Raw genomic sequence first — 13768 nt, 5'->3', positions numbered from 1 at the left:
GCGCGCCGCCCGGCACCGTCAAGCGGCCGGACGGCAACCCGCCGCGCCGCGCGTGTCACGCGGCGCGGCGCAGTCGGTTACCCGGCGCGGCGCTTACCAGATGCGGACGCGCGCGTCCGGTGCCAGGTACAGCTTGCTGCCAGGCGCCGGCTTGAAGCCCTCGTACCAGGGGTCGAGGTTGCGCACGACCCAGGCGCGCTGCTGCGACGGCGAGTGCGGATCGGTCAGCAGCCGCTGGCGCAGGTTCGCCTCGCGGTAGCTGCGGCGCCAGACCTGAGCCCAGCCCAGGTAGAAGCGCTGCTCGGGCGAGTAGCCGTCGATCGTTCCCGCCGACTTGCCGCCCAGCGAGTGCTGGTACGCGTCCCACGCGACGGTCAGGCCGGCGAGATCGGCGATGTTCTCGCCCAGCGTCAGCGCGCCCTTCACGTGCAGCCCCGGCAGCGGCTCATAGGCGTCGTACTGGCGAACCAGCGCGTTCGTCCGCTCGTCGAAGCGCTTGACGTCCTCCGCCGTCCACCAGTCGGTGAGGCTGCCGTTGACGTCGTACTTACGCCCCTGATCGTCGAAGTGGTGGCTGATCTCGTGGCCGATCACCGCGCCGATGCCGCCGTAGTTCACTGCCGGATCGGCGTTGGGATCGAAGAACGGCGGCTGCAGAATCGCGGCCGGGAACACGACCTCGTTCATGACGGGGTTCGCATAGGCGTTCACCGTCATCGGGGTCATGAACCATTCCCACTTCTGGATCGGGCGACCCAGCTTGGAGAAGTTGTCGGCATGCGCCCAGTTGGCGGCGCGGATCGCGTTGCCGAGCGCGTCGCCGGCGCGGATCTCCAGGTTGGAATAGTCCTTCCACTTGTCCGGATAGCCGATCTTCGGCGTGAAGGCGGCGAGCTTGGCGCGCGCCTTGACCTTCGTCTCCGGCGCCATCCACTCGAGCTGGTCGAGCCGGCGGCCCATCGCGTCGATGACGTTGCGGACGAGCGCGTCCGCCGCCGCCTTGGTTTCGGGCGGGAAGTATTTGGCGACGTAGACCTGGCTCACCGAGTCGGCGAGCGCATCGCTGGTGAAGTCGACCGCGCGCTCCCAGCGCTCCTGCTGCTGCGGCGTGCCCGACAGGGTGGTGCCGTAGAAGGCGAAGCTCTCCTGGTCGAACGGCGTCGGCAGCACCCCGGCATACTGATCGAGCGACCGGATCAGCAACTGGTCCTTGAGCACCGACACCGGCGCCGCGGCGATCGCCTTGGCGATGCCCGACACGGCGCTCGGCTGCGCGACGATCACGGTGTCGACGTTCGCGCCGAGCCCCTTGAAGAAGGTCGCGAAGTCGAAGCCCGGCGCGCGCTTCTGCAGCTCGGCCAACGTCATCTTGTTGTAGGTCTTGTCCGCGTTGCGGCTCTCGATCCGGGTCCAGTGCGCCTTGGCGATACCGGTCTCGTGCGCCAGGATCGCCTGGGCGCGCTTCTGCGCTTCCGGCTCGCCCGCCAGCGTGATCATGCGCGCGAGGTGCGCGACATAGGCGTTGCGGACCTCGACCATCTTGGCTTCGGTCGAGAGGTAATAGTCGCGGTCGGGCATGCCGAGCCCGGCCTGGCTGAGGTTCAGCGCATAGACGTCGGGATGCTTGTCATCGGGACCGACATAGGCGCCGAACGGCGCATCAACGCCGTTGCGCGACGCCTCCGCCACCAGCGCGGCATAGCCCTGCTTGCCCGACAGCGCCTTGATCTTGCCGAGCCACGGCTGGATCGGTGCGACGCCCTTCGCGTCGATCGCCGCCCGGTCGAGGTAGGTGGCATAGGCGACGCCGATCTTGGAATTCGCGTCGCCGCGCACGCCGTCGAGGATCTCGCGGGTGCGGGTGCGCGACAGGTCCTCCAGCACGGTGAACATGCCGTAGTTCGACTTGTCGGCCGGGATCTCGGTCGTCTTCTCCCAGGTGCCGTTGGCGAAGCCGTAGAAGTCGTCCCCCGGCGCGACGGCGCGGTCCATGCCCGCCTCGTCGAAGCCGAAGCTGCCGATCTGCGGACGATCGCTGTCGGCGGAGCGGACCGGGCCCGCCGCGGCCTCGCCGATCGTCTGGGTCTGCTCGGAAACCGCCGCCGGATCGGCAGCGCCGGTCGTGGCGCACGCGCCGAGCAGCGCGGAGCCGGCAAGCAGGGTGGATACGAGAAGCGAACGCCGCATGGGTGAGTCCTTCACACTGGGTGGAATGCGGCTGTCTTAGTGGGCGTAGAACGCCCGTCAATTCAAAGGCGTATGCGATTGCTCCACCTTGCGCTTGTGACGTCGCCGCCACTTGTGCCCGATCCACCAGCGCCAGCCGAACGCGCTGACGAAATAGCCGAGCACCGCGCCGATCAGCGAGAAGACCAACAGCCCGACCAGCGTCGCCGGACCCGCGTCCACCAGGAGCCAGTCGAGCCAGCCAACGTCGACCTGCGCGTGGGTGGTGAGCGGATGGCCGGGCACGTGCGCGTCGAGCCGCAACAGCCGCGATCCCACCCAATAGGCCGCCAGCCAGAGCGGCGGGGTCGTCAGCGGATTGGTGAAGAAGGTGGTGAGCGCCGCCGCCGGGATGTTGGCGCGCAAGGGGAGCGCCAGCACCGCCGACGCCGGGATCTGCCCCATCGGGATCAGGATGCCGGTGACCATGCCGAGCGCGACGCCGCGCGGTACCGACCGGCGCGTGAAGCGCCACAGCTCGGGCGCGAGCACGCGATGCGCGACCGGCCGCAGCCAGCGATTGTCGCCCATGCTCTCGCGGGTCGGCATGTTGGCCGCCGCCCACCGCAGGATGCGGACACCGAGCTGCTTGTCGCGCAACGGCTTAGCCGCGGTCGCGCAGCAGCCGCTGCTGCTCGCGCTTCCAGTCGCGCTCCTTGATCGTGTCGCGCTTGTCGTGCGCCTTCTTGCCCTTGGCGAGCGCGAGCTCGACCTTGGCGCGCCCCTGGCCGTTGAAGTAGATCGACAGCGGGACCAGCGTCATGCCCTCGCGCGCGACGGCGCCGTGCATCTTGTTGATCTCGCGCATGTTGAGCAGCAGCTTGCGCGGCCGCTTGGGCTCGTGATTGTAGCGGTTGCCGTGGCTGAACTCGGGAATGTTTGAGTTGACCAGCCACACCTCCTCGTCCGTCACCTCAGCATAGCTCTCGGCGATCGAGCCCTCGCCGAAGCGCAGCGACTTCACCTCGGTGCCGGTGAGCGCGATGCCCGCCTCGTAGGTGGTCTCGATGAAATAGTCGAAACGGGCACGCCGGTTTTCGGCGACGGTCTTGCGCTTGTCGAACGCTGCGGGTTTGGGGCGGGCCATGGGAGGCGGGACATAGGCGCTCTGACGCCGCTGGGAAAGGTGGGTCGCGCAACACGCGTGCGCGACGTGCTGGACGCATCGCCGCACCGCCGGCAAGGATGGGGCATGACCGAAGCGCTGCGCACCCTCTACGATCCGATCGAACCCTATGCGACCGGCATGCTCGACGTCGGCGATGGGCACGTCCTCTTCTACGAACGCTGCGGCACGCCGGGCGCCAAGCCCGCGGTGTTCCTCCACGGCGGCCCGGGCGGCGGCGTGACGCCGGACGTGCGCCGGCTATTCGATCCGGCGCGCTACGACCTGCTGCTGTTCGACCAGCGCGGCTGCGGGCGCTCCACCCCGCACGCCAGCCTGGAGGCGAACACGACCTGGCATCTCGTCGCCGACATCGAACGGCTGCGCTGCCACATCGGCGTCGAGCGCTGGCTGGTGTTCGGCGGATCCTGGGGCTCGACGCTCGCGCTCGCCTATGCCGAGACCCATCCGGAGCGGGTGAGCGAGCTCGTGCTGCGCGGCATCTTCACCGTCACCGAGCCGGAGCTGCACTGGTATTATCAGTTCGGCGCCTCCGAGGTGTTCCCCGATCGCTGGGCCGCGTTCCAGGCGCCGATCCCCGAGGCCGAGCGCGGCGACATGCGCGCCGCCTATCGCCGGCGGCTGACCGGCGACGATGCCGCCGCGCAGCTCGAGGCGGCGCAGGCGTGGAGCCTGTGGGAGGGACGGACGATCACGCTGCTGCCCGATCCGTCGCTCAGCGCCGGCTTCGCCGATCCGCACTTCGCGCTCGCCTTCGCGCGGATCGAGAACCATTATTTCGTCCATCACGGCTGGCTGGAACCGAACCAGCTGATCCGCGACGCGCATCGGCTGCGCGGCATTCCCGGCACGATCGTCCACGGCCGCTACGACCTGGTCTGCCCGGCGCGCACCGCCTGGGCGCTGCATCAGGCGTGGCCGAAGGCGGAGTTCCACCTGGTCGAGGGCGCCGGCCACGCTTGGTCCGACCCGCCGATCCGCGATCAATTGATCCGCGCGACCGACCGCTACGCGGCAAGCTGAACGCGCGGTGGTCCTCCCGGCGATCGCGACCTATGCTCGCGGTGACCCGTCGAAGCGTCAGGAGGTACCATGATCCGTCCTACCCGCCGTGCGTTCCTGTGCGCCTCCACCGCGATCGGTGCCTGCGCCCTGATCGAGCGGCCCGCCGTCGCGGCCGTGTCGACCGTCTCCGCCGCCGCACCGCCGGCGAACCGCGCACCGCTGGCGCAACAGCCGTTCCGCCTGCTGCCGACCGGCGCGATCAAGCCCGCCGGCTGGCTGCGCCGCCAGCTGCAGATCCAGGCGGACGGCATGGGCGGGCACCTCGACGAGACCTGGCCCGACGTCGGGCCGAACAGCGGCTGGCTGGGCGGCAGCGGCGAGTCCTGGGAGCGCGGACCCTATTTCGTCGACGGGCTGCTGCCGCTCGCCTGGCAGCTCGACTCCGCGCCATTGAAAGCCAAGGCGCAGCGCTTCATCGACTGGACGCTCGACCACCCCTGGCCCGACGGCATGATCGGCCCGCGCAGCAACGACGACTGGTGGCCGCGGATGGTGATGCTGAAGGTGCTCACCCAGTATCACGAGCTTACCGACGATCCCCGCGTGATCCCGGTAATGACCCGCTATTTTCACCATCAGCTCGGCGCGCTGCCGAAACGCCCCTTGCGCGACTGGGGCAAGTTCCGCTGGCAGGACGAGGTCGCCTCGATCGTCTGGCTTTACAACCGCACCGGCGACGCCAAGCTGCTGGAACTCGCGGCGCTGCTCAAGCGGCAGGGCTTCGACTGGCAGGGTCTGTTCGCCAACTATCCTTATCGGACCAAGACCACGCTCGCCGCGATCGACATGGACCGGCCCGACGTCCCTGGCGAGCCCCCGCAGGGGCTGCGCGACCCGGCGTTGTCGGTGCACGGCGTCAACAATGCGCAGGCGCTCAAGGTGTCACCGGTATGGTCGCTGGTGTCGGGATCGGCCGAGGACCGTGCCGCCTTCCACCGTCAGATCGACGCGCTCGACCGCTATCACGGGCTGCCGATCGGGCTCTATTCCGCCGACGAGCATCTCGCCGGCCGTAGCCCGAGCCAGGGACTGGAGCTCTGCGCGATCGTGGAGGCGCTCTATTCGCTCGAACATGCGCTGGCGATCACCGGCAATCCGGCGATCGGCGACCGCATCGAGCGCGTCGCCTACAATGCCCTCCCCGCCACCTTCACCGACGACATGTGGGCGCACCAGTACGACCAGCAGCCCAACCAGATCCGCTGCAGCCGCGCCAAGGGACCGTGGACCAGCAACGGTCCGGAATCGAACCTGTTCGGGCTGGAGCCGCACTTCGGCTGCTGCACCGCCAACTTCCACCAGGGCTGGCCGCGGCTGACCGCCAGCCTATGGATGGCGTCCGACGACGGAGGTCTCGCCGCCGCCGTCCATGCGCCGTGCGAGGTGACGACCACCGTCGCCGGCGTGCCCGTGCGCATCCGCGAGGAAACAGACTATCCGTTCCGCGAGAGCATCGCGATCCGCGTCGATCCGGCACGCGCGGCGCGCTTTCCCATCCATCTGCGCATTCCCGGCTGGGCGACCACCGTCGCGATCCGGGTCAACGGCGTCGCGCAGCCGGCGGCAACGCCGGGCGGCTTCGCGCGGATCGAGCGCAGCTGGAAGCCCGGCGATCGGATCGAGGTCGCGCTGACCAGCACCGCGAAGACGGTGGCAGGCTTCAACGGCGCGCAGAGCATCGAACAGGGCCCGCTGGTGTTCGCTCTCCCCGTCGCGGAGCGCTGGGAAAAATGGCGGCCGCGCGGGCTCACCGCCGACTGGGAAGTCCATCCCGCCGGCCCCTGGGCGTACGGGCTGCCGGAAGATGTGCGCTTCAGACGCGTCGAGCGACCGGTCGGGCCGGTGCCCTTCTCGCGTCGCGACCCGCCGGTGGCGCTGGTCACCGAGGGGCGCGCCGTGGCCGACTGGGCGGAGGTCGACGGTTCGGCCGCGCCGCCGCCCGCAGATGCGACCGCCAAGGGTGCCGCGGAGCGGCTGGTGCTGATCCCCTATGCCGCGCCCAAGCTGCGCGTCTCCGCTTTTCCGACGCTGCGCGAAACCTGAGCTACTGCTTCGGCGTGACCCAGACGAACACCGGCACGACTACCTTGCCCGGGGCGGGCTTGCCGACTTCGACGCGGTCGGCGGTGACGAGCTCGCCGCTCTCCAGGTTGAACGAGGCCCAGGGCTTGGGCATGCGGCCGAAGGTCATCCGCTGGATGGGCTGACCGGTGGTGGTGTTCATGATCGTCGCGATGATTGCCATCGCGGGCGGATAGCGGCGCGATCGCGGCGCTGTCCAGCCGCGATGCGGTCAGTCGCCGTGCTTCCAGTAGCGGACGTAATCGACCGACAGGCGCTGCGGGAAGCTCCGGTCGTCCACACCCTTGGCGCCGCCCCAGTCGCCGCCGACCGCCAGGTTCAGGATCAGCGGGTACGGCCGGGTGAACGGCCACGCTGCCTTGCCCCCCGGCTGGTCGTTCTCAACGCGCATGTACGCACGGCCGTCGACGCCGATGGTGATCGACTCCGGCTTCCAGTCGAGCTGGTAGGTGTGAAAGGCGGTGCAGGCGGTCGCCACCGTCTTCTGCGCGCCGCGCTGGGTGCCGAGCCGGTGGTTGAACGCGCCGCTGTGCAGGGTCGCATGGATGACGTTCGGGTCCCAGCCGACCATCTCCATGATGTCGATCTCGCCCACCTCGGGCCAGGAGGCATCCTCGCCGACCATCCAGATCGCCGGCCAGGCGCCGCGGCCGCACGGCAGCTTCGCGCGCACCTCGTAGAAGCCGTAGCCGAGCTGCTCGCGGGTCACGAGCTTGGCGGAGGTGTACCCCTGCCCGCCCCAGTCCGGGAACTTTGCCTTCGACAGCGTCTCGCGCCGCGCCTCGATCACCAGCACGCCGTCCTCGACCCGTGTGTTCTGGCGCCGATCGGCGGCGTAATACTGCTTCTCGTTGTTGTACCAGCCTTCCGCATTGCGGGAGGTGTCGAAGCGCCAGATCGTCTGGTCCACCCGCTTGCCGTCGAACTCGTCCGCCAGTGTGGCGGGTTGCGAAGGCGCGGTCATCGGCGCGTCGACGCCATAGTTGGTGGCGCTCAACGTGGCGGTCTGCAGCGCCAGCAGCATCCAGTTCATCGGCTCGCCCCTGCGACCGGATACTGCCGCAGCGTCTGGCGGATCGCGCCCGGCCGCGCCGCGGCGCCCGCGTCGTTCACCAGATGCGCGATCGTGCCCTTGCCGCCGCCCAGCGAAATGGTGGTGACGCTTTCGAAGCGCACGCCGGGCACCCGCGGCGCCTCGATGGCGCTTTCCAGCACGATCGACGGATCGGCGGTGAAGTTGGCGTAGACGCCCATGCCGATGGCTTCGTGCCGGGTGACGTGGTCGGCGACCTTGTACGCCGCCCAGCCGCGGATCTCGCCCGCCCTGTAGGCCGCTTGGCTCGGCGGATCGTAGGGCAGTTCGCACTGGTAGAAATAGGTGCGCCCGCGCTCGCCGTTCCACAGCGTCTGATATTTGCGGAAATGCTCGACGAACAGGCCGTAGATCGTCACGTCGTCGCCGTTGACGATCAGCCCCTGCTCGCCTGCGCTTTCGTCCCAGTCGACATGCTCGCGCCCGCCTTCGCGATCGCCGTGGTCGGCGCGCCAGATCCAGAGATGGTCGCCGATCACATGATGGCTGTTGATCTCCAGGCAGGTGTCGGCATTGCCGACGGTGGCGCCGCCGACGCGGAAGAACAGGTCGGCGAGCAAGGTCGGATCGCCGGAGTGATCGCCCTTGGCGCCGCGCGGGCCTACCTCGACCAGCACGGGCGAGCGTTGCTCGCCGGCGTCGACCAGCAACCCGGCGATGCTCACGCCCGGCACGTCGTCGATCACCATCGCCTTGCTGCCGCGCTCCGCCAGCAGCGTGGCGAGCCCCAGCCCGAGCACGACCGTGCCCGCGCGGGTGACGCGCAGCGGCTCGGCGAGACGATAGATGCCGGGGGTGAGCAGCAGGTGCTTGCCCGCAGCCAGCGCCGCGTTGATCCGCTGCGGCGTGTCGCCGGGTTTGGCGATGAAGAAGCGGTCTAGCGGGATCGCCTTGCCCGCCGGCTGTCCGCTTTCCCAGCTGGTACCGCGCACGTCGCGGCGTAGCGCGGGCACGAACACCGACCAGTCGCCCGCAGCGGAGACGGTCAGGAACGGCTTTTCGCGCACCAGCGGCACCGACTTGACGGTGGTGTACGGCGGCTCCGGAAAGCTGGTGACGGGGGCGCCCTCGACGCCTGCGAACACCATGTTCCAGTTCGAGCCCTCCCAGCCGCCGATGCGGCTGCCGCGGGTGAACCACTGCTGCTGGCTGCCCGATCGGACGGTGCCGTCGATATGGCAATCGGCCATGAACCCGCCGCTCGACCAGCCCCCGTCGTCGAGCGCCAGGTCGCCGGCCAGGTGCATGCGGCGATAGGGCGCCGCCTGCGACACCGCCCAGCGGTCCTGGCGATCGGCAGGCCGGACGGCGAGGTTCTCGACCCCGCGCCAAAAGTTCACCAGCGCCATGCCGTCGCGCCAGTCCGCCTCGGCATGGACGTGGCCGTCGATGACGACCTCGCCCGGCAGCCGCCCCAGCCCTGCCGCCTGGGTGAAGAAGCCGACGTTGACGTCGACGGTGTGGCGCCCAGGCTTGAACAGGATGGCGTAGCGCCGATCGGTGAAGTGGCTGCGCTCCTGCTCGCGAAAGATCGCGTCGAGCCGCGCCTGTACCGACTTTGCCGGCATCGTCGGATCGACGATCACGACGTTCGGACCCAGGTCCGGATCGCGGCGCGCCGCCGCCTTTGCGATCGCCGGCATCAGCCCGGTCGCCGCCAGTCCCGCCAGCGCACCGCGCCGGCTCGTTCCCTGCCTCTCCATCCGCCTCGCTCTTTCGGCTGCGTTTCCGACGCGATCGATAGGGGGCCGGCCGGCGGTGCGCCAGCCCCTGCTCGGCCGGATCACGCCACCGCGGGCAGCTTCTCCAGATGCTTGTCGAGGGTGATCGGGTAATCGCGCACGCGCACGCCGGTGGCGTTGTAGATCGCGTTGGCGATCGCCGCACCGACACCGCACAGCCCGAGTTCGCCGACACCCTTCGCCTTCATCGGCGACGTCTTGTCGTCGGGATAGTCGAGGAACACGACTTCCTGGTGCGGGATGTCGGCGTGAACCGGCACCTCATAGGCGGCGAGGTCGTGGTTGACGAAGAAGCCGAAGCGCTTGTCGACCGCCAGCTCCTCCATCAGCGCCGCGCCCGCGCCCATCGTCATCGCGCCGATCACCTGACTCCGCGCCGAGATCGGGTTGAGGATGCGCCCGGCGTCGCACACTGCAAGCATGCGGCGGATGCGGATCTCGCCGGTATAGGCCTCGACCGCGACCTCGACGAAGTGGCCGGCGAAGGTCGACTGCTGGTACTTCTCGGCCAGGTCGCCATAGTCCATCGCCTCTTCCGCCGACAGGCCGGCGGCTTCCTTGAGCGAGGCGCTGCGGTTGCCCGCGCGGACCTTCCCGTCCTCGAACACGGCGTCGGCCGAGTTGAAGCCGAGCTTCGTCGCCACCGCCTCGCGCAGCTTCATGCACGCGGCATAGACGCCGGCGGTCGAGCTGTTGCCGCCCCACTGGCCGCCCGAGCCGGCCGAGACCGGGAAGTTCGAATCGCCGAGCAGCACGATCACCTTGTCGAGCGGCACGCCCATCGTCTCCGCCGCGGTCTGGGCGATGATGGTGTAGCTGCCCGTACCGATGTCGGTCATGTCGGTGGCGACCGTCACCACGCCCTTGGCGTCGATGCCGACGCGCGCCGCCGACTTCTGGTTGATGTTGTTGCGGAAGCCCGCGGCCATGCCCATGCCGACCAGCCAGCGGCCCTCGCGGACCTGCCCCGGCTTGGCGTTGCGGCGCGACCAGCCGAACCGGTCCGCGCCGGTCCGCAGGCATTCCACCAGGTGCCGCTGCGAGAACGGCCGCTTCGGGTCTTCCGGGTCGACCTGGGTATCGTTGACGATGCGGAACTCGACCGGGTCCATCCCCAGCTTCTCCGCCATCTCGTCCATCGCCATCTCGAGCACCATCAGCCCCGGCGCTTCGCCCGGCGCGCGCATCGCGTTGCCTTCGGGCAGGTCGAGCACCGCCAGCCGCATCGACGTCATCCGGTTGGGCGCGGCGTAGAGCAGCTTGGTCTGCGCCACCGCCGTCTCCGGGCCGCCACCGGGCAAGTCGCCCGAGGTGCTTTCGTGCGCGATCGCGGTGAGCTTGCCGTCGCGGCCCGCGCCCAGCCGGACGCGCTGGATCGTCGCCGGGCGGTGGGTGGTGTTGTTGACGCTCATCGGCCGGGTCAGCGCGACCTTCACCGGGCGTCCGGCCGCCCGCGCGCCGAGCGCCGCCATCAGCGCATCCGCGCGCAGGAACAGCTTCCCGCCGAAGCCGCCGCCGACATAGGGCGAGTCGAAGCGCACGTTCTCCTTGGGGATGCCCAGCGTCTTGGCCATGTCCTCCTTGCCCCAGGCGATCATCTGGTTGGAGGTCCACACCGTAACCTTGTCGCCGTCCCACGCCGCGATGCTGGCGTGCGGCTCCATCATCACGTGGCTCTCGTCCGGCGTGGTGTAGGTCTGGTCGAGCGTCACCGGCGCCTTGGCGAAGGCGCTTTCGAATTTGCCGACGCGGTCGACGGGCGGCGCGCTCGACCCTTCGCCGCTGCCGTCGCCTTCGAGCGGCGCATGCTTGGCTTCCTCCGCCAGGTCGAAGCGCCCCTTCACCCGGGCATAGTCGACGCGGATCAGGTTGGCGGCGGTGCGCGCCTGCTCGAACGTCTCGGCGACGACGATCGCCACCGCCTGGTGATAGTGATCCACCGTCGGGCCGGCGAGCAGCTTGGCGGTGTTCTTGCTGCCCTTGCCGAGCTTGCCGGCATTCTCATGGGTGACGATCGCCAGCACGCCGGGCGCGGCCTGTGCCTCGCTCAGGTCAATGTGGTTGATCCGGCCCTTGGCGATCGCCGAGCCGAGGATGAAGCCATACGCCTGGTTCTCCGCCACGTCGTGCCGCTCATAGGCGTAGGGCGCAGTGCCGGTGGTCTTGCGGGGGCCGTCGATGCGGGGCGTCGGCCGCCCCACCACCTTGAGCTGGTCGATCGGATTGGTGCCCGCGGGCGTGTCGAATTTCATCGCGTCAGGCCTTCGCTTGCGCCAGCACCGAGGCGAGGGTGCGCTCGGTCAGCGGGATCTTGAATGCGTTGTCTTGGGTCGGCTTGGCATCGGCGAGCAGCCGCGTCGCGACCGCACGCGCGCCCTGCGGCATCGCCGCCTCGGCCGCTTCTACCCGCCACGGCTTGGGCGCGATCCCGCCGATCGCCACCCGGCCGGTCCCGTCGGGCTGGACCACCGCCGCCACCGACACGAGCGCGAAGGCGTAGGACGCGCGGTCGCGCACCTTGTGGTAGAAATGCTGCCCGCCGATCGGCTTGGGCAGGGTCACGCCGGTGATCAGTTCGCCCCTCGCGAGATTGGTTTCGATGTGCGGCGTCGTGCCCCACAGCCGGTGGAACTCGGCGATCGGAATGCTCCGGGTGAGTCCCGCCGCGTCGACCGTCTCGACCGTCGCGTCGAGCACGCGCAGCGCCACCGCCATGTCGCCCGGATAGGTAGCGATGCACGACGCGGAAGTGCCGATCACCCCCAGCTGGCGCGAATAGCCGCCGATCGCCGCGCAACCGGAGCCCGGCCGGCGTTTGTTGCACGGCTGGTTGGTGTCGTAGAAATAGGGGCAGCGGGTGCGCTGGAGCAGGTTGCCGGCGGTCGTCGCCTTGTTGCGCAGCTGTCCCGAGGCGCCGGCGACGATCGCGCGGCTGAGCACGCCATAGTCGCGGCGCACGCGCGGGTGCGCCGACAGCGCCGTGTTGCTGACCAGCGCGCCGATCCGCAAGCCGCCGTCGTCGGTCTCCTCGACCTGGTCGAGCTTCAGGTCCTGGACGTCGATCAGATGGTCCGGCGCCTCGATCTCGAGCTTCATCAGGTCGAGCAGGTTGGTGCCGCCGGCGATGAACTTGGCGCCGGGGCGCTGCGCCACCGCAGCCGCCGCGGCGGCGGGGCTGGTCGCGCGTTCGTAGGTGAAGGGCTTCATGCGCGGCTCCCCTTGGCGCCGGCGAACTCGGCGATCGCCTCGGCAATGTTGGAATAGGCGCCGCAGCGGCAGATGTTGCCGCTCATCCGCTCGCGGACTTCCAGGTTGCTCGTCTGCGGTGCGGCTTCGAGATTGTCGGTGACGTGGCTGGGGATGCCCTTGCCGATCTCGTCGAGCACCCCGACCGCAGAGCAGATCTGCCCCGGCGTGCAATAGCCGCACTGATAGCCGTCGTGCTTGACGAACGCGGCCTGCAGCGGGTGGAGATCGTCCGGCGTGCCGAGGCCCTCAATGGTGGTGACGGCATCGCCCTCGTGCATCACCGCGAGGCTCAGGCAGCTGTTGATCCGCTCGCCGTTGACCAGCACCGTGCAGGCGCCGCACTGGCCGTGGTCGCAGCCCTTCTTGGTGCCGGTGAGCTGGAGATGGTCGCGCAGCGCGTCTAGCAGCGTGGTGCGGGTATCGAGCCGCATCTTGCGCGTTCGGCCGTTGACCTTGAACGACACCTCCGAGGTTGCCGGCTTGGCGGCTGCGGCGGCCTGCGCGCCCGCATCGGGGACCGCGGTGGCCGCGACGGTGGCGGCGCTTCCCGCCAGCACCCCGCGCCGGGACAGCTGGAGGGCGGATGATTTCGGCATGAGCTTCCCCGTTTCCGCGCACGCAACCTCGTGCGCCGCTACGGCGGAACTACGAAAGAGCGCGTAAAAGGTTCAGCCGGCGACGAAAAACCGGCCGGACGCGCCGGCGATCCGTTTCCCCTACAGCGCGTCGCAGGCGGCGAGATAGCGGGCGACCTGTTCGAAGCCCGGGCGCGAGAGCGCGAGATCCTGCTGCCGGGCGTCGACCGCGGCGCCCGTGCGGACGACCAGGCGCTGGTCGATCAGCGTCGACACGTATCGCATCCCGTCCGTGCTCGGCACGCCTGCTGCCTTGCAGACCTCCGCATGGGTCATGCGGTCGCCGCTTGCGCCCGCGACGAACAGAAGAAGCAGGATCTCGAAAACGGGCTCTCCGAAGAGATCGGAATCGAAGAAGCGCTCTCGCGATCGCCTGCGCTGCAGCATCTGCTGCGCAATCCCGACCAGAAGAGGAAGATCAGCCGCAGCCGGCGAAATCCCGGACTGCGGCAGTGTTTCGGACTGCGGTGCTTGCGGCCCGTGCCGAGGCGAAGATTCGGATTCTTCCTCGGCATCTTCTTGCATTCGCGCGTCCTCACATCGCAGCGGC

12 protein-coding genes are annotated in these 13768 nt (G+C 69.4%); 2 read left to right on the top strand and 10 right to left on the bottom strand.

Going from position 1 to position 13768, the window contains the following annotated elements:
- Positions 1-93: 93 nt before the first annotated feature.
- Genes ACBY01_RS00425 through smpB form a run of 3 tightly spaced genes read right to left on the bottom strand, consistent with a single transcriptional unit; the run spans position 94 to position 3313 of the window.
- Positions 94-2187, bottom strand: coding sequence for a M13 family metallopeptidase (locus ACBY01_RS00425; protein ID WP_416458767.1), 2094 nt, complete (start codon positions 2185-2187; stop codon positions 94-96).
- Between the two features lie 57 nt (positions 2188-2244).
- Positions 2245-2775, bottom strand: a complete 531-nt coding sequence (locus ACBY01_RS00420; protein WP_416458946.1) for a DUF2062 domain-containing protein — start codon at positions 2773-2775, stop codon at positions 2245-2247.
- A gap of 55 nt (positions 2776-2830) precedes the next feature.
- Positions 2831-3313: an SsrA-binding protein SmpB gene (gene smpB, locus ACBY01_RS00415; protein WP_416458766.1), complete on the bottom strand. Its 483-nt coding sequence runs from the start codon at positions 3311-3313 to the stop codon at positions 2831-2833.
- 105 nt (positions 3314-3418) lie between these two features.
- Between smpB and pip the strand changes: the two genes are divergently transcribed.
- Positions 3419-4375 carry a prolyl aminopeptidase gene (gene pip / locus ACBY01_RS00410; protein WP_416458765.1) on the top strand — a complete coding sequence of 319 codons (957 nt, stop codon included), beginning with the start codon at positions 3419-3421 and terminating at the stop codon, positions 4373-4375.
- Positions 4376-4444: 69 nt separating this feature from the next.
- Positions 4445-6460: a beta-L-arabinofuranosidase domain-containing protein gene (locus tag ACBY01_RS00405; RefSeq protein WP_416458764.1), complete on the top strand. Its 2016-nt coding sequence runs from the start codon at positions 4445-4447 to the stop codon at positions 6458-6460.
- 1 nt (position 6461) lies between these two features.
- Here the strand turns inward: ACBY01_RS00405 and ACBY01_RS00400 are convergent, their stop codons facing one another.
- The 7 genes from ACBY01_RS00400 to ACBY01_RS00370 all read right to left on the bottom strand — a co-directional run bounded on the left by ACBY01_RS00400 (position 6462) and on the right by ACBY01_RS00370 (position 13743).
- Positions 6462-6662 (bottom strand): hypothetical protein, encoded by a 201-nt coding sequence (locus ACBY01_RS00400; protein WP_416458763.1) that lies wholly within the window; start codon positions 6660-6662, stop codon positions 6462-6464.
- Positions 6663-6710: 48 nt separating this feature from the next.
- Positions 6711-7532 carry a glycoside hydrolase family 16 protein gene (locus tag ACBY01_RS00395; protein WP_416458762.1) on the bottom strand — a complete coding sequence of 274 codons (822 nt, stop codon included), beginning with the start codon at positions 7530-7532 and terminating at the stop codon, positions 6711-6713.
- Complete coding sequence (locus ACBY01_RS00390; protein WP_416458761.1) at positions 7529-9295, bottom strand: adenylyl cyclase; 1767 nt, start codon at positions 9293-9295, stop codon at positions 7529-7531. Before ACBY01_RS00390 ends, ACBY01_RS00395 begins: the two co-directional genes overlap by 4 nt.
- Positions 9296-9375: 80 nt before the next feature.
- Positions 9376-11586: an aldehyde oxidoreductase molybdenum-binding subunit PaoC gene (gene paoC, locus ACBY01_RS00385; protein ID WP_416458760.1), complete on the bottom strand. Its 2211-nt coding sequence runs from the start codon at positions 11584-11586 to the stop codon at positions 9376-9378.
- 4 nt (positions 11587-11590) lie between these two features.
- Positions 11591-12541: an FAD binding domain-containing protein gene (locus ACBY01_RS00380; RefSeq protein ID WP_416458759.1), complete on the bottom strand. Its 951-nt coding sequence runs from the start codon at positions 12539-12541 to the stop codon at positions 11591-11593.
- Complete coding sequence (gene paoA / locus ACBY01_RS00375; RefSeq protein WP_416458758.1) at positions 12538-13179, bottom strand: aldehyde dehydrogenase iron-sulfur subunit PaoA; 642 nt, start codon at positions 13177-13179, stop codon at positions 12538-12540. Before paoA ends, ACBY01_RS00380 begins: the two co-directional genes overlap by 4 nt.
- Positions 13180-13299: 120 nt before the next feature.
- A complete protein-coding gene (locus ACBY01_RS00370; RefSeq protein WP_416458757.1) occupies positions 13300-13743 on the bottom strand; it encodes a MarR family transcriptional regulator in 444 nt (147 codons plus the stop codon).
- Positions 13744-13768: the final 25 nt, after the last annotated feature.

This window comes from Sphingomonas mangrovi (genome assembly GCF_047975845.1).
Classification (GTDB): domain Bacteria; phylum Pseudomonadota; class Alphaproteobacteria; order Sphingomonadales; family Sphingomonadaceae; genus Sphingomonas.
The sequence above is the reverse complement of the archived record's forward strand: the minus strand, read 5'-3'. Positions and strand labels throughout refer to the sequence as shown.

What these genes read in the sequence shown, in the direction of transcription:
- ACBY01_RS00395 (WP_416458762.1), bottom strand. Translation starts at nt 7,532, where the DNA reads ATGAACTGGATGCTGCTGGCGCTGCAGACCGCCACGTTGAGCGCCACC.
- paoA (WP_416458758.1), bottom strand. Translation starts at nt 13,179, where the DNA reads ATGCCGAAATCATCCGCCCTCCAGCTGTCCCGGCGCGGGGTGCTGGCG.
- pip (WP_416458765.1), top strand. Translation starts at nt 3,419, where the DNA reads ATGACCGAAGCGCTGCGCACCCTCTACGATCCGATCGAACCCTATGCG.
- ACBY01_RS00420 (WP_416458946.1), bottom strand. Translation starts at nt 2,775, where the DNA reads ATGCCGACCCGCGAGAGCATGGGCGACAATCGCTGGCTGCGGCCGGTC.
- paoC (WP_416458760.1), bottom strand. Translation starts at nt 11,586, where the DNA reads ATGAAATTCGACACGCCCGCGGGCACCAATCCGATCGACCAGCTCAAG.
- ACBY01_RS00400 (WP_416458763.1), bottom strand. Translation starts at nt 6,662, where the DNA reads ATGGCAATCATCGCGACGATCATGAACACCACCACCGGTCAGCCCATC.
- smpB (WP_416458766.1), bottom strand. Translation starts at nt 3,313, where the DNA reads ATGGCCCGCCCCAAACCCGCAGCGTTCGACAAGCGCAAGACCGTCGCC.
- ACBY01_RS00390 (WP_416458761.1), bottom strand. Translation starts at nt 9,295, where the DNA reads ATGGAGAGGCAGGGAACGAGCCGGCGCGGTGCGCTGGCGGGACTGGCG.
- ACBY01_RS00380 (WP_416458759.1), bottom strand. Translation starts at nt 12,541, where the DNA reads ATGAAGCCCTTCACCTACGAACGCGCGACCAGCCCCGCCGCCGCGGCG.
- ACBY01_RS00405 (WP_416458764.1), top strand. Translation starts at nt 4,445, where the DNA reads ATGATCCGTCCTACCCGCCGTGCGTTCCTGTGCGCCTCCACCGCGATC.
- ACBY01_RS00370 (WP_416458757.1), bottom strand. Translation starts at nt 13,743, where the DNA reads ATGCAAGAAGATGCCGAGGAAGAATCCGAATCTTCGCCTCGGCACGGG.
- ACBY01_RS00425 (WP_416458767.1), bottom strand. Translation starts at nt 2,187, where the DNA reads ATGCGGCGTTCGCTTCTCGTATCCACCCTGCTTGCCGGCTCCGCGCTG.